17 protein-coding genes are annotated in these 19748 nt (G+C 68.7%); 12 read left to right on the plus strand and 5 right to left on the minus strand.

The features are described 5' to 3' along the window. Positions 1-7: 7 nt before the first annotated feature. On the minus strand, positions 8-1204 hold the full coding sequence (gene smeA / locus ACM0PK_RS06685; RefSeq protein ID WP_065185874.1) for a multidrug efflux RND transporter periplasmic adaptor subunit SmeA: 1197 nt from the start codon (positions 1202-1204) through the stop codon (positions 8-10). Between the two features lie 128 nt (positions 1205-1332). Between smeA and baeS the strand changes: the two genes are divergently transcribed. From baeS to ACM0PK_RS06735, 10 genes are all read left to right on the plus strand, one after another. Next, entirely contained in the window at positions 1333-2724 is a 1392-nt protein-coding gene (baeS, locus tag ACM0PK_RS06690; protein ID WP_414606926.1) for a sensor histidine kinase efflux regulator BaeS, read from the plus strand. Further along, positions 2721-3410 carry a response regulator gene (locus tag ACM0PK_RS06695; RefSeq protein ID WP_065196827.1) on the plus strand — a complete coding sequence of 230 codons (690 nt, stop codon included), beginning with the start codon at positions 2721-2723 and terminating at the stop codon, positions 3408-3410. The genes baeS and ACM0PK_RS06695 overlap by 4 nt, the downstream gene beginning before the upstream one ends. 131 nt (positions 3411-3541) lie before the next feature. Continuing rightward, positions 3542-4363, plus strand: coding sequence for a nucleotidyltransferase domain-containing protein (locus tag ACM0PK_RS06700; RefSeq protein WP_414606925.1), 822 nt, complete (start codon positions 3542-3544; stop codon positions 4361-4363). A 140-nt stretch (positions 4364-4503) separates the two neighbouring features. Beyond that, positions 4504-5034 carry a gamma carbonic anhydrase family protein gene (locus ACM0PK_RS06705; RefSeq protein ID WP_414606924.1) on the plus strand — a complete coding sequence of 177 codons (531 nt, stop codon included), beginning with the start codon at positions 4504-4506 and terminating at the stop codon, positions 5032-5034. A gap of 124 nt (positions 5035-5158) precedes the next feature. Further along, on the plus strand, positions 5159-5848 hold the full coding sequence (locus ACM0PK_RS06710; protein WP_088497023.1) for an RDD family protein: 690 nt from the start codon (positions 5159-5161) through the stop codon (positions 5846-5848). Next, positions 5845-6837: a stage II sporulation protein M gene (locus ACM0PK_RS06715; protein WP_065177881.1), complete on the plus strand. Its 993-nt coding sequence runs from the start codon at positions 5845-5847 to the stop codon at positions 6835-6837. Before ACM0PK_RS06710 ends, ACM0PK_RS06715 begins: the two co-directional genes overlap by 4 nt. Continuing rightward, the gene (locus tag ACM0PK_RS06720; RefSeq protein WP_414606923.1) at positions 6827-8443 is read left to right on the plus strand and encodes a DUF4129 domain-containing protein; all 1617 of its coding nucleotides are present in this window, start codon (positions 6827-6829) and stop codon (positions 8441-8443) included. The genes ACM0PK_RS06715 and ACM0PK_RS06720 overlap by 11 nt, the downstream gene beginning before the upstream one ends. Continuing rightward, entirely contained in the window at positions 8440-9624 is a 1185-nt protein-coding gene (locus ACM0PK_RS06725; RefSeq protein WP_188241440.1) for a DUF4350 domain-containing protein, read from the plus strand. The genes ACM0PK_RS06720 and ACM0PK_RS06725 overlap by 4 nt, the downstream gene beginning before the upstream one ends. Beyond that, positions 9621-10607, plus strand: a complete 987-nt coding sequence (locus ACM0PK_RS06730) for an AAA family ATPase (RefSeq protein WP_414606922.1) — start codon at positions 9621-9623, stop codon at positions 10605-10607. The genes ACM0PK_RS06725 and ACM0PK_RS06730 overlap by 4 nt, the downstream gene beginning before the upstream one ends. Next, a complete protein-coding gene (locus tag ACM0PK_RS06735) occupies positions 10604-11902 on the plus strand; it encodes a DUF58 domain-containing protein (RefSeq protein WP_414606921.1) in 1299 nt (432 codons plus the stop codon). The genes ACM0PK_RS06730 and ACM0PK_RS06735 overlap by 4 nt, the downstream gene beginning before the upstream one ends. 85 nt (positions 11903-11987) lie before the next feature. Here ACM0PK_RS06735 and ACM0PK_RS06740 read toward each other — a convergent pair whose 3' ends face one another. The 3 genes from ACM0PK_RS06740 to ACM0PK_RS06750 are packed head-to-tail and all read right to left on the minus strand — an operon-like array spanning position 11988 to position 14393. Further along, positions 11988-12635 (minus strand): hypothetical protein, encoded by a 648-nt coding sequence (locus tag ACM0PK_RS06740; protein WP_414606920.1) that lies wholly within the window; start codon positions 12633-12635, stop codon positions 11988-11990. Continuing rightward, on the minus strand, positions 12635-13813 hold the full coding sequence (locus tag ACM0PK_RS06745; protein WP_414606919.1) for a glutathionylspermidine synthase family protein: 1179 nt from the start codon (positions 13811-13813) through the stop codon (positions 12635-12637). The genes ACM0PK_RS06740 and ACM0PK_RS06745 overlap by 1 nt, the downstream gene beginning before the upstream one ends. A gap of 7 nt (positions 13814-13820) precedes the next feature. After that, complete coding sequence (locus ACM0PK_RS06750; RefSeq protein WP_005420172.1) at positions 13821-14393, minus strand: DUF1190 domain-containing protein; 573 nt, start codon at positions 14391-14393, stop codon at positions 13821-13823. Positions 14394-14855: 462 nt separating this feature from the next. Between ACM0PK_RS06750 and ilvD the strand changes: the two genes are divergently transcribed. After that, positions 14856-16694 carry a dihydroxy-acid dehydratase gene (gene ilvD / locus ACM0PK_RS06755; protein ID WP_414606918.1) on the plus strand — a complete coding sequence of 613 codons (1839 nt, stop codon included), beginning with the start codon at positions 14856-14858 and terminating at the stop codon, positions 16692-16694. A gap of 139 nt (positions 16695-16833) precedes the next feature. After that, on the plus strand, positions 16834-17442 hold the full coding sequence (locus ACM0PK_RS06760; protein ID WP_058979311.1) for a hypothetical protein: 609 nt from the start codon (positions 16834-16836) through the stop codon (positions 17440-17442). 57 nt (positions 17443-17499) lie between these two features. Here the strand turns inward: ACM0PK_RS06760 and dinG are convergent, their stop codons facing one another. Continuing rightward, a complete protein-coding gene (gene dinG, locus ACM0PK_RS06765) occupies positions 17500-19602 on the minus strand; it encodes an ATP-dependent DNA helicase DinG (protein ID WP_180883687.1) in 2103 nt (700 codons plus the stop codon). Positions 19603-19748 lie beyond the last annotated feature (146 nt).

Below are 19748 nucleotides of genomic sequence, written 5' to 3' on the forward strand. Positions count from 1 at the left end.
GCAGGCCTCAGTGCGACGTTTCGTCGGTGTTGCCGGTCGGGTCGATCGCCGGCATTGCGGCCAGCTGCGCGGTGGTGGCCGCCACCGCCTGCACCTGCTGGCCAAGCGCTACCGCGCTGCCGTTGCTGACGATCACCCGATCGCCAGCCTTCAGCCCCTGCGTGATCTGCCACTGGTTGCCCACTACCTGGCCGGTGCTGACCCGGCGCTCGACCACGCGGTCCTTTGCGTCGAGCAGGCGCAGCAGCGGCTCGCCACGTTCATTGCGCAGCACCGCCTTCTGCGGCACCAGCAGGGCGCGCGCATCGGTGGCCATCGGCAGCACCGCCCTCAGGTACATGCCTGGCAGCAGCAGGCCCTCCGGGTTCGGAATGACCGCGCGCAGCACCACGTTGCCGGTGCCCGGGTCGACTGCGCTGCCGACAAACTCCAGGGTGCCTTCATGCGCGTACGTGCTGCCGTCCTCCAGCAGCACCTTCACCTGTGCCTTGCCGTCGATGGCTTTCACCCGGCCGGCATCGAGCTGCTTGCGCAGCGCCAGCATCTGCGTGCTGGACTGGGTGACATCCAGATAGACCGGGTCCAACCGCTGGATGGTTGCCAGCGCCGCGTCCTGGCCGGCGGCGACCAGCGCGCCAGCGGTGACACTGGACGTGCCGATGCGGCCATCGATCGGTGCAGTAACCCGGGTGTAGTCGAGGCTGATGCGGGCCGCCTGCAGCGCAGCGCGCGCGGCGATCACATTGGCCTGGGCCTGCTTCAGTGCCGAGGTGGCATCGTCGGCGTCCTGCTTGCTGGCCGCATCCATGCCCAGCAGCGTGCGGGTGCGCTCGGCCTTCGGCTGCGCCGACAACACAGTGGCCTCGGCCTGCGCCAGCTGGCCACGCGCGGTATCGAAGGCGGCCTGGTACGGCGCCGGATCGATCTGGTAAAGCAGCTGGCCGGCCTTGACCTGCTGGCCTTCGGTGAACAACCGCTGGCGGATCAGCCCACCGACCTGCGGGCGCACCTCGGACACCTCGAACGGTACGGCGCGACCGGGCAGGGTCTGTTGCAGGGCCAGCGGCTGCACGCTGGCAGTGATGATGCCCACTTCAGGGGTGGCCGGGGCCTCGGGCCTGCCCGCCGAGCAGGCCGCCAGGGCCAGCAGCAGGGGCAGCAACAGCGGACGGGGGGAGCGGGACAGCGGGCGCAGGAGTGACATGGGGGGCGTGGGGGCCTTTCGTTGACCCGTGCACGCTGCCGTGGAACTGTGCAGAGAATATGGAGATTGTGCGACCGGCTCAGCGGGCGCTTGCTTTCGGCGCCGCATGCGCCGCTAATGGCCCCGCGATGGCGAAGATTCGACTCAAATTCGGCCTGACCGCGAAGACCTTCCTCGCGATCTTCACCGCCTGCCTGCTGGTGCTGGCAGTGAACGGTATTGCCAGCCGCGTGGCGTTCCAGACCGGCTTCCTGGACTACCTCAATGACCAGGGCGACCTGCGCATGCAGCGCGTGATTCCGCACCTGCAGCGCGAGTACAGTGCGCACGGCGGCTGGGAGCACCTGCGCGGCGACAGTGACCGCTGGGCGCGGCTGCTGCGCCCGGATCTGGCCCATGGGCACGAGGGGCCCGTGCCACCGCTGTCCGACCAGACCGGCGTTCCCTCCCGCCTGGGCCTGTTCGATGCACAGCATCGGTTCGTAGCCGGCAACCCGGACGCCACCAGCGACGACGAGCCGCACGCCGTGCAGGTGGACGGGCACACGGTCGGCTGGCTGGGCATGGTGCCGTTCCAGACCGTCATCGCCACCAACGACCTGAACTTCTACAACACCCAGATGCGTGCGTGGTGGGTGATCGGCATCGCGCTGCTGCTGGTGACGGTGCTGCTGGCCTGGCTGGTATCGCGCGCGCTGCGCCAGCGCCTTGCCAAACTGGCGGCGGCCACCCACCGGCTCGCCGCTGGCGACTACGCCACCCGCATCGAGCGCACCAGCGATGACGAGCTGGATGCACTGGTCAACGACTTCAACCGGATGGCGCAGGCGCTGGACGACACCGAGCGCAACCGCCGTGCCTTCATCGCCGATATCTCGCACGAACTGCGCACGCCGCTGGCGGTGGTTCGTGCCGAACTGGAAGCCATCGAGGACGGCATCCGCCCGCTGGACCGCGCCAACCTCGGTGCCCTGCAGGGCGAGATCCGCCAACTGGGCAAGTTGATCGACGACCTGCACGACCTGTCGATGACCCAGTCCGGCGGCCTGGCCTACCGCTTCGCGCCGCTGGACCTGGCGGCGCTGCTGCGCAGCGAGCTCAATGGCATGCGCGTGCGCTTCTCAACGGCGGGACTGGCACTGGAGGAGGACCTGCCCGCCACACCGCTGCAGGTATCCGGTGACGAACGACGCCTGCAGCAGGTGCTGGCCAATCTGCTGGAGAACGCATTGCGCTACACCCACGCCGGGGGCCGCGTACGCGTGCAGGCAGCGCGCGTGCCTGCCGGCGTGCAGCTGATCGTGGAGGACACCGCGCCAGGCGTGCCGGCCGACAAGTGCGCGCTTCTGTTCGAGCGCTTCTACCGGGTGGAGAGCTCGCGCAACCGGGCCAGTGGCGGCAGCGGGCTTGGCCTGGCCATCAGCCACAACATCATCCTCGCCCACCACGGCCTCATCCACGCCGAGCCATCGCCGCTGGGCGGGCTGCGCGTGGTCATCACCCTGCCGGAGCCTGCATGAGCCCGTCCCCCGCCGCGTCCGCGAAGATCCTGATCGTCGAGGATGAGCCACGCCTGGCCTCGGTGCTGCGCGACTACCTGGCCGCCGCCGGGATGACCAGCGAATGGGTGGACGATGGCGGTCAGGTGATCGACGCTTTCGCGCGCTACCAGCCCGACCTGGTGCTGCTGGACCTGATGCTGCCACAGCGCGATGGCGTGGACCTGTGCCGCGAACTGCGCGCCAGCAGCGATGTACCGGTGATCATGGTCACCGCACGGGTGGAAGAGATCGACCGCCTGCTGGGCCTGGACATCGGTGCCGACGACTACATCTGCAAGCCGTTCAGTCCGCGCGAAGTGGTCGCACGGGTGATGGCGGTGCTGCGTCGCTACCGCCCGGACCCCGCTGCGCGGGCCAACAGCGGGCTGCATATCGACGAACCGGCAGCCCGCGCTACCTGGAACGGCAAGGGCCTGGACCTGACCCCGGTCGAATACCGCCTGCTGCGCACGCTGCTGGCCACGCCGGGCCGGATCTGGGCGCGCGACGAGCTGCTCGACCGCCTCTATCTGGACCACCGCGTGGTGGTCGACCGCACCGTCGACAGCCACGTGCGCAACCTGCGCCGCAAGCTGGCTGACGCCGGCATGGAAGGCGAACCGATCCGTTCGGTGTATGGCATGGGCTACAGCTACGAACCCTAGCCGTTAGTGCCGGCCGCTGGCCGGCAGCCTCGTGGCACGCCTGGATTTCCGTGGTTGCCGGCCAGCGGCCGGCACTACCCGTGCGCACCTGCGTTACAGTCGAGCACGCTCGACATTACGAACACGACTGCATGGACGACATTCATCCGATCGCGCCGGACAAGCGCGCCGCCATCCTTTCCACCCTGGCCGACATCGAACAGCGCTACGACGTACGCGTGCTGCTGGCCTGCGAGTCGGGTAGCCGTGGCTGGGGCTTTTCCTCGCCGGACAGCGACTACGACGCACGCTTCATCTACGTGCATCGCCAGCCGTGGTATCTCAGCGTCAACGAGAGCACCGGTCCCGGCGAAGCGCAGCGCGATGTGATCGAACTGCCGATCGACGATGAGCTCGACGTCAGCGGCTGGGACCTGCGCAAGGCACTGCGGCTGGTCTCAAAATCCAATCCGACACTGATCGAATGGCTGCGTTCGCCGATCGTGTACCGGCAGGACGACGCCGCCGTGGCGCAGCTGTGGGAGGCAGCAAAGTCCTTCTATTCGCCGCTGGGCACGTGGTGGCACTACTTCAGCATGGCGCGCTCGAACCATCGCGGTTACCTGCGTGGCGAAACGGTACGCACCAAGAAGTACCTGTACGTGCTGCGCCCACTGCTGGCCTGCCAGTGGATCGAGCACGAGCAGACTCCCCCGCCGATGGCCTTCGAGGATCTGCTGGATCGACTGCTGCCGCATGGCCCGGTGCGTGAAGCCATCGATGCCCTGCTGGTAGTGAAACGCGCCAGTGCCGAGGTCAATGCCGGACCACGCATCGCGGCGATCAGCGATTTCATCGATCGTGAGCTGGCCACCCGGACTGCGCAGGCGCCACAGCTGCCCGTTGGACACGGTGATGCGGCGTGGCTGGATGAGCTGTTCCGGCAGGTGCTGGCCAAGCACGCCCCGGCATGAAGAGCCGCAGCTGCTTCCGGTCGTGCCGGCCGCTGGCCGGCAACCGCGCGGCACGCCTGGATTTCCGTGGTTGCCGGCCAGCGGCCGGCACTACCACACGGGTATCATCGTCGCGAACGCCCTGATTTCCGGAGACATCTATGAAACCGCTGCGCCCCTTCCGCGACAAGATGCCCGTCCTCGGCGAGCGCGTGTACATCGATCCTGCCTGCACCGTCATCGGTGACGTGGAGCTGGCCGAGGACGTATCGGTGTGGCCGGGCTCGGTCATCCGCGGTGATGTCAATCACGTGCGCATCGGCGCGCGCACCAACGTGCAGGATGGCACCATCATCCACGTCAGCCACCACAGCCCCTACAACAAGGCCGGCTACCCGACCCTGATCGGCGAAGGCGTGACCGTCGGCCACGGCTGCATCATCCATGCCTGCACGATCGGCGACTACAGCCTGATCGGCATGGGCGCCTGCATCCTCGACGGTGCGCGCGTCGAGCGCCATGGCTTCGTCGGCGCCGGTGCGGTGGTCGGCCCGGGCAAGGTGGTCGGCGAAGGCGAGCTGTGGGTGGGCAATCCGGCCCGCCCGGCGCGCACGCTGAGCGACAAGGAGATCGAGTCGCTGCACTACTCGGCCGACCACTACGTGCGGCTGAAGGACGAATACCTGGGCTGAGCAGCCAACGCCGCCATGCGGCTCTGCTAAAGTCTGGGCCCGACCAGGACCTGTCGAGACCCCCCATGCCTGTGGCTGCCTGCCGGAGAGGACTCCGGCGCCCACAACGAAGGCTATCGCACTGATGGCCGCACCGATGCTCGATACCTACCGCGAGGTGGTGACGCCGGAGGGTGTGCCGCTGCAGCTGCCGGCAGCCGGCCCGGTGCCACGGGCGATGGCGTGGCTGGTGGATCTGGGCGTGCGCATCGCGGTACTGGTGGTGATGTCGATTCCACTGGCACTGCTGGATTCGTTCGGCTCCGGGCTCGGCCTGGTGCTGATGTTCCTGGTGTACTGGGCCTACCCGATCGTCTGCGAAGCGCTGTGGGGTCGTACCCTCGGCAAGCGCGCGCTGGGCCTGCGCGTGCTTGCGCGCGATGGCGCGCCGGTAGGCTGGATGGCTGCCATCACCCGCAACCTGCTGCGCACCGTGGACATGCTGCCGTTCGGCTATGCACTGGGCCTGATCAGCAGCCTGTTCGATCCCCATGGCCGTCGCCTGGGCGATCTGGTGGCCGGCACCGTGGTGGTGCATGCGCCCGTGCTGTACCTGCCGCCTCCGCCCACCATCGACAGCGTGCTGGCCCCGCCGCAGCCGCTGCGACCGGAAGAGCAGGCCGCGCTGATGGCCTTCGCCGAGCGCGCGCCACGGCTGTCGGCGGCCCGCCAGCAGGAACTGGCCGGCATCGCAGAACCGCTGACCGGCACCCACGGCCAGGTCGGCGTACTGCGCCTGTATGCCATGGCCAACTGGCTGTTGGGGCGACGATGAAGCAGGAACAGTTCGTCGCCCGCTACCAGCAGGAATGGCAGGACCTGGAACACTGGCTGCTGCTGCGTGCTGGTGCTGCGCGCCGCACGCGGCGCAAGGCCAGCGCGCTGGCAGTGGACGACGCCGCCTTCCCGCAGCGCTACCGGCGCCTGTGCCAGCAGCTGGCACTGGCCCGCGAGCGCGGCTACAGCCCGCAGCTGGTGCAGCGCCTGCAGCAGTTGATGCAGCAGGGCCACAGCGTGCTGTACCGCACGCCGCCGACGCGCTGGCGCGGTGCACTTGAATTCCTGGTGGCCGACTTCCCGCTGCTGGTGCGCAGCCAGGCGCGCAGCATGTGGGTGGCACTGGCGATGTTCGCGCTGCCGGCGGTGGCCTGCTTCGTGCTGGCGCAGCTCTACCCGGACCTGATCCACATGGTGATGGACAACCGCCAGATCGCCGAGATGGAGCGCATGTACGATCCAGCGGCCGAACGCCTCGGGCGTGACAGCGGCACGGACTGGATGATGTTCGGCCACTACATCCTGAACAACATCAGCATCGCCCTGCGTACCTTCGCCAGTGGCCTGCTGGCCGGCCTGGGCACGCTGCTGGTGCTGCTGTTCAACGGCGTGATCATCGGTTCAGTGGCCGGCCACCTGCAGCACATCGGCCATGGCGATCCGTTCTGGCGCTTCGTCGCAGGCCATGGTGCGTTCGAGCTGACCGCGATCGTGATCGCCGGCGGTGCCGGCCTGCAGCTGGGCATGAAACTGCTGGCCCCCGGCCGGCGCAGCCGCCTGGATGCCCTGGTCGAAGGCGGCCGCATCGGGGCCCGGCTGTGCCTGGGCGTGGCGTTCATGCTGCTGGTGGCCGCGTTCATCGAAGCGTTCTGGTCGTCGATTGCCGAAGTGCCGGCGTGGGGCAAGTTCAGCGTGGCCGGCGTGCTGTGGGCCGGCGTGCTGCTGTGGCTGTGGCGCGGCGGGCGCGGAGGCGGCAATGCGCATTGACCGCCTGGACGTGGTGCTGCGCGCGCGCAGTGGCTGGGAAGCAATGGAGCTGGGCAGCGCCCTGTCGCGCCGCCACGCACGTGCGGTATGGGGCAGCTGGCTGCTGGCCAGTGCGCCGCTGTTCGTGATCTTCAACGCGTTGGGCTGGTGGCTGGATGCGTTCGGCTGGGCCTGGCTGGCGATGTGGTGGTGCAAGCCGCTGTTCGAGCGCGCACCGCTGTACGTGCTGTCGCGCGGCATCTTCGGTGAGCCGGTGGGCGCGCTGGCAGCGCTGCGCGCGCAGCGCAGCTGGGGCAATGCAGGCTTCTGGGGCTACCTGGGCTGGCGCCGCTTCAGCGTGCTGCGCAGCCTGTGCCTGCCGGTGAACCTGCTGGAAGGCAACGCGCCGGCCCAGCGCGGTGCACGCCGCCGCGCCGTGGCGGCCGGTGCCGCAGGCGCCGCCGTCGTGCTGACCGTGGCCTGCATGGCCTTTGAAGGGGTGCTGGTGTCCGGTGCGATCGGCGCGGTGTTCATGTTCATGCCACTGGAGCTGATGTCCGAATCATGGCGTGCCGCATGGGACATGATCGGCCAGGACACGCCTGCCTGGGCGCAGCTGGGCTTCAACCTGGCGTGCTGGCTGGCATCGGTGCTGATCGGACCGTTCTATGTCGGCGCCGGCTTCGGCCTGTACTTGAACCGGCGTACGCAGATGGAAGCGTGGGACGTGGAGATCGCCCTGCGCCGCCTGCGCGAGCGGCTGCTGCCGGCAGCATCGACGCTGGCGCTGCTGCTGTGCCTTGCCCTGCCGCTGGCCTCCGCGCCAGTGCATGCGCAGGACGCGCAGACAGTCGCTGAGCAGGCCGACGATGCCGAAGAGGACGAGGAACGTGCGGAAGAACCCGCCACTGCGGCCAACGATCCGGCCAATACGCCGGCGATGATCTTCGGTGCGGCGCCGGTGGACACCGCCGGTTTCCGCCAGGCGGTGAACCGCGCCTATGAGGATCCGCTGCAGCGCCCGACCCGCCAGGTCACGCGCTGGAAGCCGATCGAACAGGCCGAGGAAAAAAAGAAGGAAGACAAGACGCTGCAGAGCGACGGCAGCAGCAAGGGCGAGCGCAGCAACCGCAAGGCCGGCATTGCCTGGCTGGCGCGCCTGGCCGAGTGGGGCCTGTGGGGCCTGCTGGGCGTCCTGCTGCTGGTGCTGTTGTTGACCGCCCGTCTGTGGCTGCCGTGGCTGCGCGGCAGTGGCCGGCGCAAGGCCGAGGCTGCACCACAGGTGGAGGAGGAACAGGTGGAGCTGCCGGTCGTGCTGCCGCCGGACGTGGCCACCCAGGCCGGCCTGCTGTGGGACCAGGGCCGGCCGCGTCAGGCGCTGGCCCTGCTGTACCGCGCCAGTGTACGCACCGTGGGCGAGCGCAGCGGCATCGCGCTTCCGCCCGGTGCCACCGAAGCGCAATGCCTGCGCGCCTCGCGGCGCATGCCCGATGCCACCGACCGTGACCTGTTCGCGCGCATCGTGCGCATGTGGCAGTACGCCGCCTACGGTGGCCGCCTGCCCAGCCGCGCCGATTTCGATGCACTGGCCGACACGCTGCGCCAGCAATACCGGTGGCTGGCATGAGCCCGCGCCTGTTCTGGTCGCTGTTGCTGGGCGGGCTGGTGCTGCTCGGCGTACCGCTGACGATCCTCTTTCTGCGCACGCATGAGCGGGTGACCGAGACCGTGCAGCTGCCGCCGCAGGGCGAAGCTGGCTACAACCCGCTGTACGTGCTTGGCCAGGCACTGCGCGCCGATGGCATCGACGTGCACTCGCGGCCGCGGCTGGACCTGCAGCAGATGGCGCTGGGTCCGCGCGATACGGTGGTGCTGCTGCAGGACAGCAGCGAACTGCCGGCACCGGCGGCCAGGGCCCTGCTGGCCTGGGTCGATGGTGGTGGCCATCTGCTGGTGCGTACGCCGCCACCCGCAGAGGACGACGCCAGCAGTACGCAGGGACCGCTGCTGGACCAGCTCGGCGTGGACAGCCTGTACCAGCAGAGCGACTGCCAGCCGTTCCACGTCATCGACGATCCCAGCCATGTGGAGTTCTGCGGTGGTCGCCGCTTCACGCTGGGCTTTGCCGCCCGTACACACGCCGAACGGCGTTGGGGCAACGAGCGCAACCTGGTGTTCGCGCGACTGCGCCACGGGCAGGGCAAGGTGAGCGTGCTGGCCGACATGGAGTTCATGCGCGGCGAGGTGGATTCGCCGGCAGCACGCCTGGCGTCGGCTGCGGGCAAGGCCAGCGACGGCCTGCACGATCTCTCGCACCGCGACCTGACTCGTTATCTGCTCGATCCGAACTACGGCAAGGGCACTTTCTGGCTGGTCTACGCCAGCCGCCCGCCGTCGCTGTGGGCGCGCCTGTTCTACCAGGGCTGGCCGGTGTGGGCGCCGCTGCTGCTGGCCCTGCTGGGCTGGCTGTGGGGCCGTTCGCAACGCTTCGGCAGCCGCCTGCCGTCGCCGGTGCTGGAACGCCGCTCGCTGCTGGAACACGTGCGGGCCAGCGGCGAGCTGCTGCTGCGCTTCGGCCACGGCGCGCGCCTGTACCACGCCGTGCTCGCCCTGTTCCTGCATCGCCTGCGCCTGCGCGCACCGGTGGCTGCAGCACTGGAGGGCGCCCCCCGCGAACAGGCCATCGCCGAACTGCTGAAGTGGCCGCAAGACCGCGTTGCCAGCGCGCTCACGCCCCCTCCGCCGCACGATTCCTCCGCCCTGCGCGAGCGCATCCGCTTGCTGCTCCAGATGAGATCCCTGCTATGACCGAAGCCCCCGAGCTGCCGGCGGCCGCCAACGCCCGCCTGATCGAACGCGTCGATGCCATCCGCGATGCCGTCGGCCACGCCTTCATTGGCCAGGCCGATGTACTGGACCAGATCCTGGTGGCGCTGCTGGCCGGTGGCCACGTGCTGATCGAGGGCGTGCCCGGGCTGGGCAAGACCCTGCTGGTGCGGGCACTCGCGCAGGCGCTGGAGCTGGATTATGGCCGCGTGCAGTTCACCCCCGACCTGATGCCCAGCGACGTCAGTGGCCATGCGGTGTACGACCCGAAGAGCGAGAGCTTCAGGATCCGCCGTGGCCCGGTGTTCACCAACCTGCTGTTGGCCGACGAGATCAACCGTGCGCCGGCCAAGACCCAGTCGGCACTGCTGGAAGTGATGCAGGAAGGCCAGGTGACCATCGAAGGCAAGGCGTTCACCCTGGCGCCGCCGTTCATGGCGCTGGCCACGCAGAACCCGCTGGAGCAGGAAGGCACCTACCCGCTGCCAGAGGCACAGCTGGACCGCTTCCTGCTGAAGGTGCTGATCGACTACCCGCAACTGGAGGACGAGAAGCGCATGGTGATCGCGATCACCAGTGGCCGTGCCGCCAGCGACTTCGACCTGAGCCAGGTGCCGCGTGTACTGGGGGCTGGCGAGCTGCTGGAACTGCAACGTGCGACCGCGGCGATCACCGTCGATGACGAAGTGATCGACTACGCGGTGCGGATTGTGGCGGCGACCCGGCAGTGGCCGGGCGTCGCGGTCGGCGCCGGCCCACGCGGCAGCATCGCGCTGGTGCGTGCCTCGCGTGCGCAGGCGGTGCTGGCCGGCCGTGACTTCGTCACGCCGGACGACGTGCGCGACATCGCACGCCCGGCGCTGCGCCACCGCATTGCACTGGCCCCGGAGCTGCAGATCGAAGGCCAGGACGCCGACGACGTGCTGGGCGCACTGTTGGCCAAGGTGGAAGCACCGCGCCGATGAGGCCTGCCCCGCTGCTGCTGGCGCTGCTGCTGGCCTGGGCCGGCCTGGGCAGCCTGGTGCTGGGCGGGTTGCTGCCGCGCTGGAGCTGGGCGCTGGCCGCGGCGGCCATCGCGTTGCCTGCGCTGTTCGACCTGTGGCGGCAATCGCGGCGTCCGTCGCCTCAGGTACAGCGCGAACTGCCCGAAGCGCTGGCGCTGGGCGTGCGCCGCGAGGCGGCGCTGCGGCTGCAGGCCGAGCAAGCGATGACGGTGCAGGTGTTCGACCTGGTCCCCGGCGGCTGGCCGCTGGAATCGCTGCCACAGCGCGTGCGCCTGCGGGCCGGTAGCGCCTCCACGCTGCACTATCACCTGCAGCCGCTGCAGCGCGGGCACTTCCGCTTCGAAGGCGTGCACCTGCGCATGCGCTCGCCGTGGCGCCTGTGGTGGCAGCAACGCACGCTGCCGCCCGTACTGGACGTGCGGGTCTATCCGAATTTCGTGCCGCTCACGCGCTTTGCGTTGTTCAGTGCCGACCAGGCCTCGCGGCTGGTCGGTGCACACGTGAAGCGCCGCCGTGGTGAAGGCACCGACTTCCACCAGATGCGCGAGTATCGCGTCGGCGACAGCCTGCGCCAGCTGGACTGGAAGGCCACCGCGCGTGCGCGCAAGCTGATCTCGCGCGAGTACCAGGACGAGAAGAACCAGCAGTTGCTGCTGATGCTCGACAGTGGCCGGCGCATGCTGGCCAGCGAAGGCGGGCTCTCGCACTTCGACCATGCCTTGAATGCCTCGCTGGTTGTGGCCTACCTGGCGCTGCGCCAGGGCGATGCCGCCGGCCTGTTCGCTGCCGGTGGCGAACGCCGCTGGGTCGCGCCGCAGCGCGGCATGGGCACGGTCGAGCACCTGCTGCGCGCAAGCTACGACCTGCAGCCACGCGCGGTGGCCACCGATTACCTGGCCGCTGCCACCGAGGTGTCGCTGCGCCAGCGCCGGCGAGCACTGGTGATGCTGGTCAGCAACGTGCGCGACGAGGACATCGAAGACCTGCTGGCGGCGGTGCGCCTGCTGCAGCGGCGCCACCTGGTGTGCGTGGCCAGCCTGCGCGAGCGCGAGCTGGACGGCGTGCTGGAGGGCGAAGTGCAGACACTGGAAGACGCCACCCAGGCCGGTGCCGCGGCGCTGTACCTGCAGCAGCGCGCGAAGGCGCACGAAGCGCTGCGCAGCGAGAAGGTGATGGTGCTGGACGTCACCGCCGACGCCCTGCCCGGCGCGCTGGTGGAGCGCTACCTGGCGGTGAAGCGCGAAGGGCTGCTCTGAGCCGAGCGCAGGCTCGGCTCTACACGAATCGCGTTGTCTGTAGCGCCGAGCCCATGCTCGGCTGCCGGCCAGCGGCCGGCACTACCTACCCCTGCAGCAAGCGCCGCTGCAACCGCTCCACCGCACGCTGCAGCAGCACCCGGTTGCGGGCCAGCTTCATCCACTGCGGCAGGCGCGAGAACATGGATCGATGATGGCCGCGACCCTCGCGCAGCGACGCGCCCGCGTATTCGTGCAGTGCCTGCAGATGTTCGGCGTTGTAGGCCCACAGCAGGCCCGCGCGGGTCGATTCGACCAGGCGCAGCGGCAGACCGAAATGCGGATCGGCAGGCTCGGCGTCACGCAGGGGACGCGTCAACACCGTGACCTCGGTGCTGCGATCGCACTGTGCGCATCGGGCGGGGAAGGAGGCAGGCGCGGGGATGCCGGCGGGAATCGGCCGACACACATGCAGCCACTGATGCCCGCAGAATCCACAGGGCTGGCGGCCCAGAATGCGGACCGCACCCACCCAGTCGCCGCTGCCCAATGCAGCGCTGCAAGCGGTGCAGCGGAAACGCGCGGTCCATCGATAGGGTTCCCAGCGGGCGATCACCCAACCGGGGGCATCGCAGCGGTGGCAACGCACCGCGACGCGGTCCGCGAAGGCCTGCAGGCTGCGCCCGTCATCGAAATGCCGGCCCGGCGCGGGCGTGGCACGCCCATGCCGGCCAGGCCAACGCCGCACCGTCATCAGACGTAGATCCGCGTCGGCGCCTCGTCGACGATCGCGTGCGGCACGAACCGCGCACTGTCGCGGGTGATCGCGCTGTCGTCCTCGCGGATGCCGATGCCGCAGGCGTGGTCACCCACCACCCAGCTGCCGATCAGCGGGTAGCCACCTTCGAAGCGAGTCAGCGGATGGGCGCGCTGGATGATCGCCGGGCCGTCATAGGGACCGTCGCTGCGCTGGGTGCTGCCATCGGCCAGGTGCATCTCGATGTTGGCACCTTCGCGCGAGAACAGCGGCTTGCGCACCCAGCCCGGGGCCAGCGTGCTGCCGTCATCGAAGTGCGCCTCCAGCAGGTTCGGATGGCCCACGTTGCGCTGCCACAGCAGCGGCAGGATGCCCTTGTTGCTCAGCACCGCCTTCCACGCCGGCTCCAGCAGCTGCACGCCCGAAGCGGGCAGCGCGCGGCCGAATTCCTCGGCCATCAGGTCTTCCAGCGGATACAGCTTGAACAGCGTGCCGATCACCGAATCATCCAGCGCGGTGAAGCGGCCATCCTCGGACAGGCCGATGTCCTCGATCGCGATGGCCTGGCCATGCAGGCCGGCCTGCGACGCGCAGTCGCGCAGGTACTCGACCGTGCCGCGGTCTTCTTCCGAGCTTCCCACCGCGCTGAAGTACAGCGGCGGCGGCAGCTGCGTGGCCAGTTCGCCGAAGCGCTCGACCAGTGCCTCATGGATCGCATTGAACTGGTCGGCATGCTGCGGCAGGCGGCCGGCGTTGCGCTGGTCTTCCAGCCACTGCCACTGGAAGAAGCTGGCCTCGAACAGCGAGGTCGGCGTGTCGTAGTTCAGCTCGTACAGCTTGGCCGGACCGGTGCCGTCGTAGGCCAGGTCCAGGCGGCCGTAAAGGTGCGGCTGGCGCTGGCGCCAGCTGTCGGCGATCCAGTCGCGGTAATGCGACGGAATCGCCAGCTGGTCCATCAACCGCTCGCTGCCGATGACATCACCGACCAGATCCAGCGCCATCTGGTGCAGCTCGGCACTGGGGTCTTCGATGTCCTGTTCGATCTGGCGCAGGGTGAACGCGTAGTACGCGCTTTCATCCCAGTAGGGCTGGCCATCGATGGTATGGAAACGGAAACCCGCTTCCTCCGCGCGTGCCCGCCACTGGGCACGCGCGGCAATCCGGATGCGCTGCATGGGTCGATCAGCCGCCGTAGCTGCCGCTGGTACTGCGGCGTGCGCTGGTGTTGCCGAAGCCACCACGGCTGGCAGTGACCGCACGGTTCGGCTCGCTGGTGACCGGCGCCAGGCCGGCCTTGCCGGCACCGATGCCGCTGGCGGTGTTCAGGCCACCGGTGCCGCCCGGTGCCGGGCGCGCCCAGCCAGCGTTCTTGTCCTGGTAAGCCGGTGCCGACGCCGGCGCCTGCGGGGCGAGGCCGCCGCGGTTGCTCAGCATCTGCGACATGAAGAAGCCCATCATCATCGGGCCGATGAACGAGGTGCCGGCCGAGGTGTGCTGCTGCACGCACTGCTCCGGCTTGTAATCCTTCTCGCAGGCTTCCTTGCTGGCGTACTTCGGCGCCGCATCGGCGGCCTGCTTCTGCGCTTCGGCAAAGGCATTGCGGCACGACGACGGGTCGCCGGTGGCCTCGGTGCAGGCCTCGACGGAGGTGTACAGGCCTTCCTGCACCTTCACCTCCGGCTCCTTCTGGCAGGCGGTGAACAGCAGCGGCGCAGCGCTCATCAGCAGCAGCGCGGTGGTGCGGGAACGTTTCATGGCCTCATGCCCTGTCGACGGATCAATGCCCCAATGATGCCAAATCCTCACCAACAACCGGAATCGGCAAAGTGGGAAAGATGAACGGAATTTCATTTTCGTCGTTCCGCATCAGCCACGCATGACGTGGATCCATCGTGTCGACCAAGGTCGACACCTACCAAGGGCAGAGCGCCGGCCCCAACAGATCGCAGCAAACTGTCGAAGGCGGGGTCGGTCCGGTTGCGGGGGCGTGAGCGCCATGGATGGCGCGACCGAGGCTACATGGATGTACTTGCGCCGTCCCCCGCAACCGGACCCACCCCGCTGTCCCACGGAATGCCCGCCTTTGACGTTGACGTTGCCTCTGCGGGTGCCGGGCGCAGCCCGGCCGGACCATCTCCGGTGGTTGCAGCAGCAACCGAAAAAATTGGCCATGATCGGCTGACCCCCACGTCGTACGGCCCGCCCGTTCCGCCCGCCATGCCCGAATACCGCTCCCGCACCTCCACCGCCGGCCGCAACATGGCCGGCGCCCGCGCCCTGTGGCGTGCCACCGGCATGAAGGACGGCGACTTCCACAAGCCGATCATCGCCATCGCCAACTCCTTCACCCAGTTCGTGCCCGGCCACGTGCACCTGAAGGACCTCGGCCAGCTGGTCGCACGCGAAATCGAACAGGTCGGTGGCGTCGCCAAGGAATTCAACACCATCGCCGTGGACGACGGCATCGCGATGGGCCACGACGGGATGCTGTACTCGCTGCCCAGCCGCGAGATCATCGCCGACGCCGTGGAGTACATGGTCAACGCGCACTGCGCCGACGCGCTGGTGTGCATCAGCAACTGTGACAAGATCACCCCCGGCATGCTGATGGCCGCGCTGCGCCTGGACATCCCGGTGGTGTTCGTCTCCGGCGGGCCGATGGAAGCGGGCAAGACCAAGCTGTCCGAGCACAAGCTGGACCTGGTCGACGCGATGGTGGTGGCCGCCGATGACAGCGCCTCAGACGAGAAGGTTGCGGCCTTTGAACGCAGCGCCTGCCCCACCTGCGGCTCCTGCTCGGGCATGTTCACCGCCAACTCGATGAACTGCCTGACCGAAGCGCTGGGCCTGTCGCTGCCCGGCAACGGCACTACGCTGGCCACCCATGCCGACCGCGAGGCGCTGTTCCGCCGCGCCGGCCGCCTGATCGTCGAGCTCTGCCATCGCTGGTACGGCGGCGAAGACCCGAGCGCGCTGCCGCGCGGGATCGCCACCCAGGCCGCGTTTGCCAACGCGATGACCCTGGACATCGCCATGGGCGGCTCCACCAACACCATCCTGCATCTGCTGGCCGCAGCGCAGGAAGCGGAGGTCGACTTCGACCTGACCCACATCGACGCGCTGTCGCGACGCGTCCCGCAGCTGTGCAAGGTGGCGCCGAACACACCGAAGTACCACATCGAGGACGTGCACCGCGCCGGCGGCGTGTTCGGCATCCTCGGGGAGCTGGATCGCGCCGGCCTGCTCGATACCACAGTGCCGACCGTGCACAGCGCCAGCCTGGCCGAGGCGCTGGAGCGCTGGGACGTGGTGCGCAGTGACAACGACACCCTGCACACCTTCTTCAAGGCCGGTCCGGCCGGCATCCCCACGCAGGAGGCCTTCAGCCAAGCCACGCGCTGGCCCGCGCTGGACCTGGACCGCGCCGAGGGCTGCATCCGCTCGCTGCAACATGCGTATTCGCTGGAAGGTGGCCTGGCTGTGCTGCGCGGCAATCTGGCCGTCGATGGCTGCGTGGTGAAAACCGCCGGCGTGGACGAATCGATCCATGTGTTCGAAGGCCCCGCGCGCGTCTATGAAAGCCAGGACGCCGCCGTCGCCGGCATCCTCGCCGACGAGGTACAACCGGGCGACGTCGTGGTGATCCGTTACGAGGGCCCGAAGGGCGGCCCTGGCATGCAGGAGATGCTGTACCCGACCAGCTACCTGAAGTCGAAAGGACTGGGCAAGCAATGCGCGCTGCTCACCGACGGCCGCTTCTCCGGTGGCACCTCGGGGCTGTCGATCGGCCACGTTTCGCCGGAAGCGGCCAGTGGCGGCGCGATCGGCCTGGTGGAAGATGGCGACCGCATCCGCATCGACATCCCGGCCCGCCGCATCGACCTGCTGCTGGATGAGGCCACGCTGGTCCAGCGCCGCAGCGAGGCCGATTCACGCGGCTGGAAGCCACGCGCACCGCGCCCGCGCAAGGTCACCAGCGCGTTGAAGGCCTACGCCCTGCTCGCCACCAGTGCCGACAAGGGCGCCGTACGCAACACTGCCCTGCTCGGCGATTGATCCCTGCGCGGTAGTGCCGGCCGCTGGCCGGCATCTGCACGCCGCGTCCCACATCATTGAGGTTGCCGGCCAGCGGCCGGCACTACCCGTCGTGATCCGTTATGGTGGCCAGGAGGTCATCAACACGGAGGTTGAGAGGATGTTGCTTTTCTTTGCACTGGCCGCTGCCATGGGCACGTCAGCAGAACCACCCAAAGCACCCGACTGCAGCTACGACCGTGCAGCGATGCTGGCGATGGAACCGGATGCGTTCGATCAGGACCTGGAAGGTGGCTGGCGCACGCTGGCCGACCGTGGCTGCCACCGTGAAGCCGCTGATCTGCTCGCCGCCTATGCTGTGCTGCCCAAGGCTGCGGGCAACACCATGATTCTGTGGCATGAAAGCCAGATGCGTGCGGAGGCGGGCCAGTACCCGGAGGCGGTGGCGCTGATGCAGCGCACCTACAAGCCCACCGCCACCGACCCCGGTTACTGGAACGCCTACGTGGACGGCACGATCGCCTTCCTGCAGCGTGATCGTGCGGCGCTGGAGAAAGCGCGAGCAAGGTTGATTGCGATTCCTGCGCCGGAGCAGATTGCCAAGGCGCTGAAGGATGGGCGTTATCATTTCACGACCGCCGGCGGGCAGAAGGTGGATGTGCCGTGGCCGCCCAACCTGGACGTGCTCGATGGCTTCCTGCGCTGCTTTGATCGCGATTACCACAATGCGATGGGCAACCAGGCCTGCCGGAATCCGGAGGGCGATTGAGCGACAGAGGGCGTGGTCGGGTCAGAGCCCTTCCTTCGGAAGGGATCCGACCCCGTCTCAGCCGATCACGCGCTTGAACGGCGGCAGCGCGTCGATGATGCGCTTGCCGTAGCGGCGGGTCAGCAGCCGCGAATCGAGGATGATCACGCGGCCGGTGTCGGTGGAGGTGCGGATCAGGCGGCCGGCGAACTGGGTCAACGTGCGCAGCGCGTGCGGAATGGCGATCAGGTTGAACGCATTGAGCCCGCGGCCTTCGAACCATTCGCTGAGCGTGGCGGTCTGCGGATCGGTCGGCACCGCGAACGGTACCTGGGTGATCACCACCGTGGTGCAGGCTTCGCCGGGCAGGTCGAGGCCTTCGCCGAACGAGTTCAGGCCGAACAGTACCGAGCCTTCGCCGGCAGCGACGCGGCGCAGGTGCTCTTCGATCAGCCGGGTCTTGGACATCTCGCCCTGTACCAGCACCTGCTTGCGCCGCGCGGCCGGCATCAGCCCGGCCACCTTTTCCATCTTCCAGCGCGAGGTGAACAGCACCATCGAGCCCTTGGCCCAATCCAACTCGGTGTCGAGGTAGCGCGCCACTTCGCGGGGATGGCCTTCGCGGTCGTCGGGGGTGACCGGGAACCTGGGCACGATCAGCTCGGCCTGGTTGGGCAGGTCGAACGGCGACGACAGCGAGACCATCTCGGCCTCTTCCGGAATGCCGTTGTCGATCGCCAGCGACTGGAAATCGCCACCGCCGGTCAGCGTCGCCGAGGTCATCACCACCGAGTCCACCTCATCCCACAGCAGCTTGCGCAGCACGTGCGCGGCCGATACCGGCGAGCCGTGCAGCACCAGGTCGCCGTCGCGGGTGGCGGTGACCCAGCGCGCCATCGGCGGCGCGCCATCCTTGTCCTCGCGGCGCCACGCCTGCCACAGGTTGTACTGTTGCTCGATCATTTCCAGCGCCATGCCCAGGTTGCGCTGCAGGCGCTCGCGCGCGGCATCGTCCGGCTTGCCCTTGGCCACCTGCGCGGTGGCGGCGTGCGCCCAGTTGTAGAGGCTGCGGGTCTCGTCGGCCAGTGCCTCGATCGGCTCGCGCCAGGCCTCGGGCAGGCGTCCATTGGCCGCACGCCACATCGGCTCCTCGTCCGCCGGCGCCGGCATCCACACCCGCTCGATGTGATCGCGGAACGCGCGCAGCTGCTTGGCGACGTTGCTGGCCACCTCGATCGCTTCGTTCGGCAGCAGGTTGCCGAGGCGGTCCTTGTCGACCGCGCGGTAGGCACCGGCAATCAGGATCTGCAGGCGGCCGGTGCGCTTGGCCATTTCATCCAGCGCGAGGCTGGCCGCGCCCTGGTCGATCGCCACGTTGCCGATGTGATGGCCTTCATCCAGCACCAGCAGCATGTCCGACGGCGGCGCGATCAACGGCTGACCGTTGTCGCTGTCGCCGATCGACAGCGCCGACAGCAGCAGCGCGTGGTTGGTGACCACGATCTGCGCATCGCGCACGGTATTGCGCGAACGCAGCACCGCGCACTGCGCCGAATACGCACAACGGCGCCCGGCGCAGCCCGAAGCCGGCGTGGTGATGCGGCTGCGCAGGCCGGGGCTGATGGTCTCCGGCGCATTGTCGATATCGCCGTCCCAGCTGCCGCCGGTAAAGGCATCGGTCAGGCGCTTGGCGATGTCCATCTCGATCGGCGCCAGCGGCCGGTCGAACAGTGGTGCATCCTCCTCGAACATGCCGCCCTGCGAGCCCTCGCCCTGTGCTTCGGCCGCGTTGCGCGTGCACAGGTAGCGGGTACGGCCCTTGGCCAGCGCCACGGTTGCTTCCAGGCCGGTGGCCTTGAGGAAATTCGGGATATCCCGCTCGACCAGCTGCGACTGCAGCGCCACGGTGCCGGTGCTGATCACCAGCTTCTTCCTGGTGGCCAGCGCAATGGGGACGCCCGCGGTGAGGTAACCCAGGCTCTTGCCGACGCCGGTCGGCGCCTCGACCACGCCAACGCCGCCGCTCTTCGACAGCGCGCGCGACACCACGCCGATCATCTGGCTCTGCGAGCGGCGGGTGGAGAAGCCGGGGGTATTGGCCTGCAGCGTCGTGTACGCCTTGCGGATCGCGTCCTTCAAGGGGTCATCGAGCGTGCGCGGAGCGGCGACGGTTTCGGTCACGCCGGGAATTACCGTAGCTGGATCGGGCCGGTCATTGTCGCATGGCCGGCCATGTCCGCCGCCGCTGGCTGCCTGAACGGGGCAGCGGCGACGCCCGGCGGCTGGATGAACACACCGTACGCTGCTGGCGACGGCCCTGGGCCGTC

Origin of the sequence: Stenotrophomonas sp. FR010, assembly GCF_047520755.2 — a bacterium.
Lineage (GTDB): Bacteria > Pseudomonadota > Gammaproteobacteria > Xanthomonadales > Xanthomonadaceae > Stenotrophomonas > Stenotrophomonas sepilia.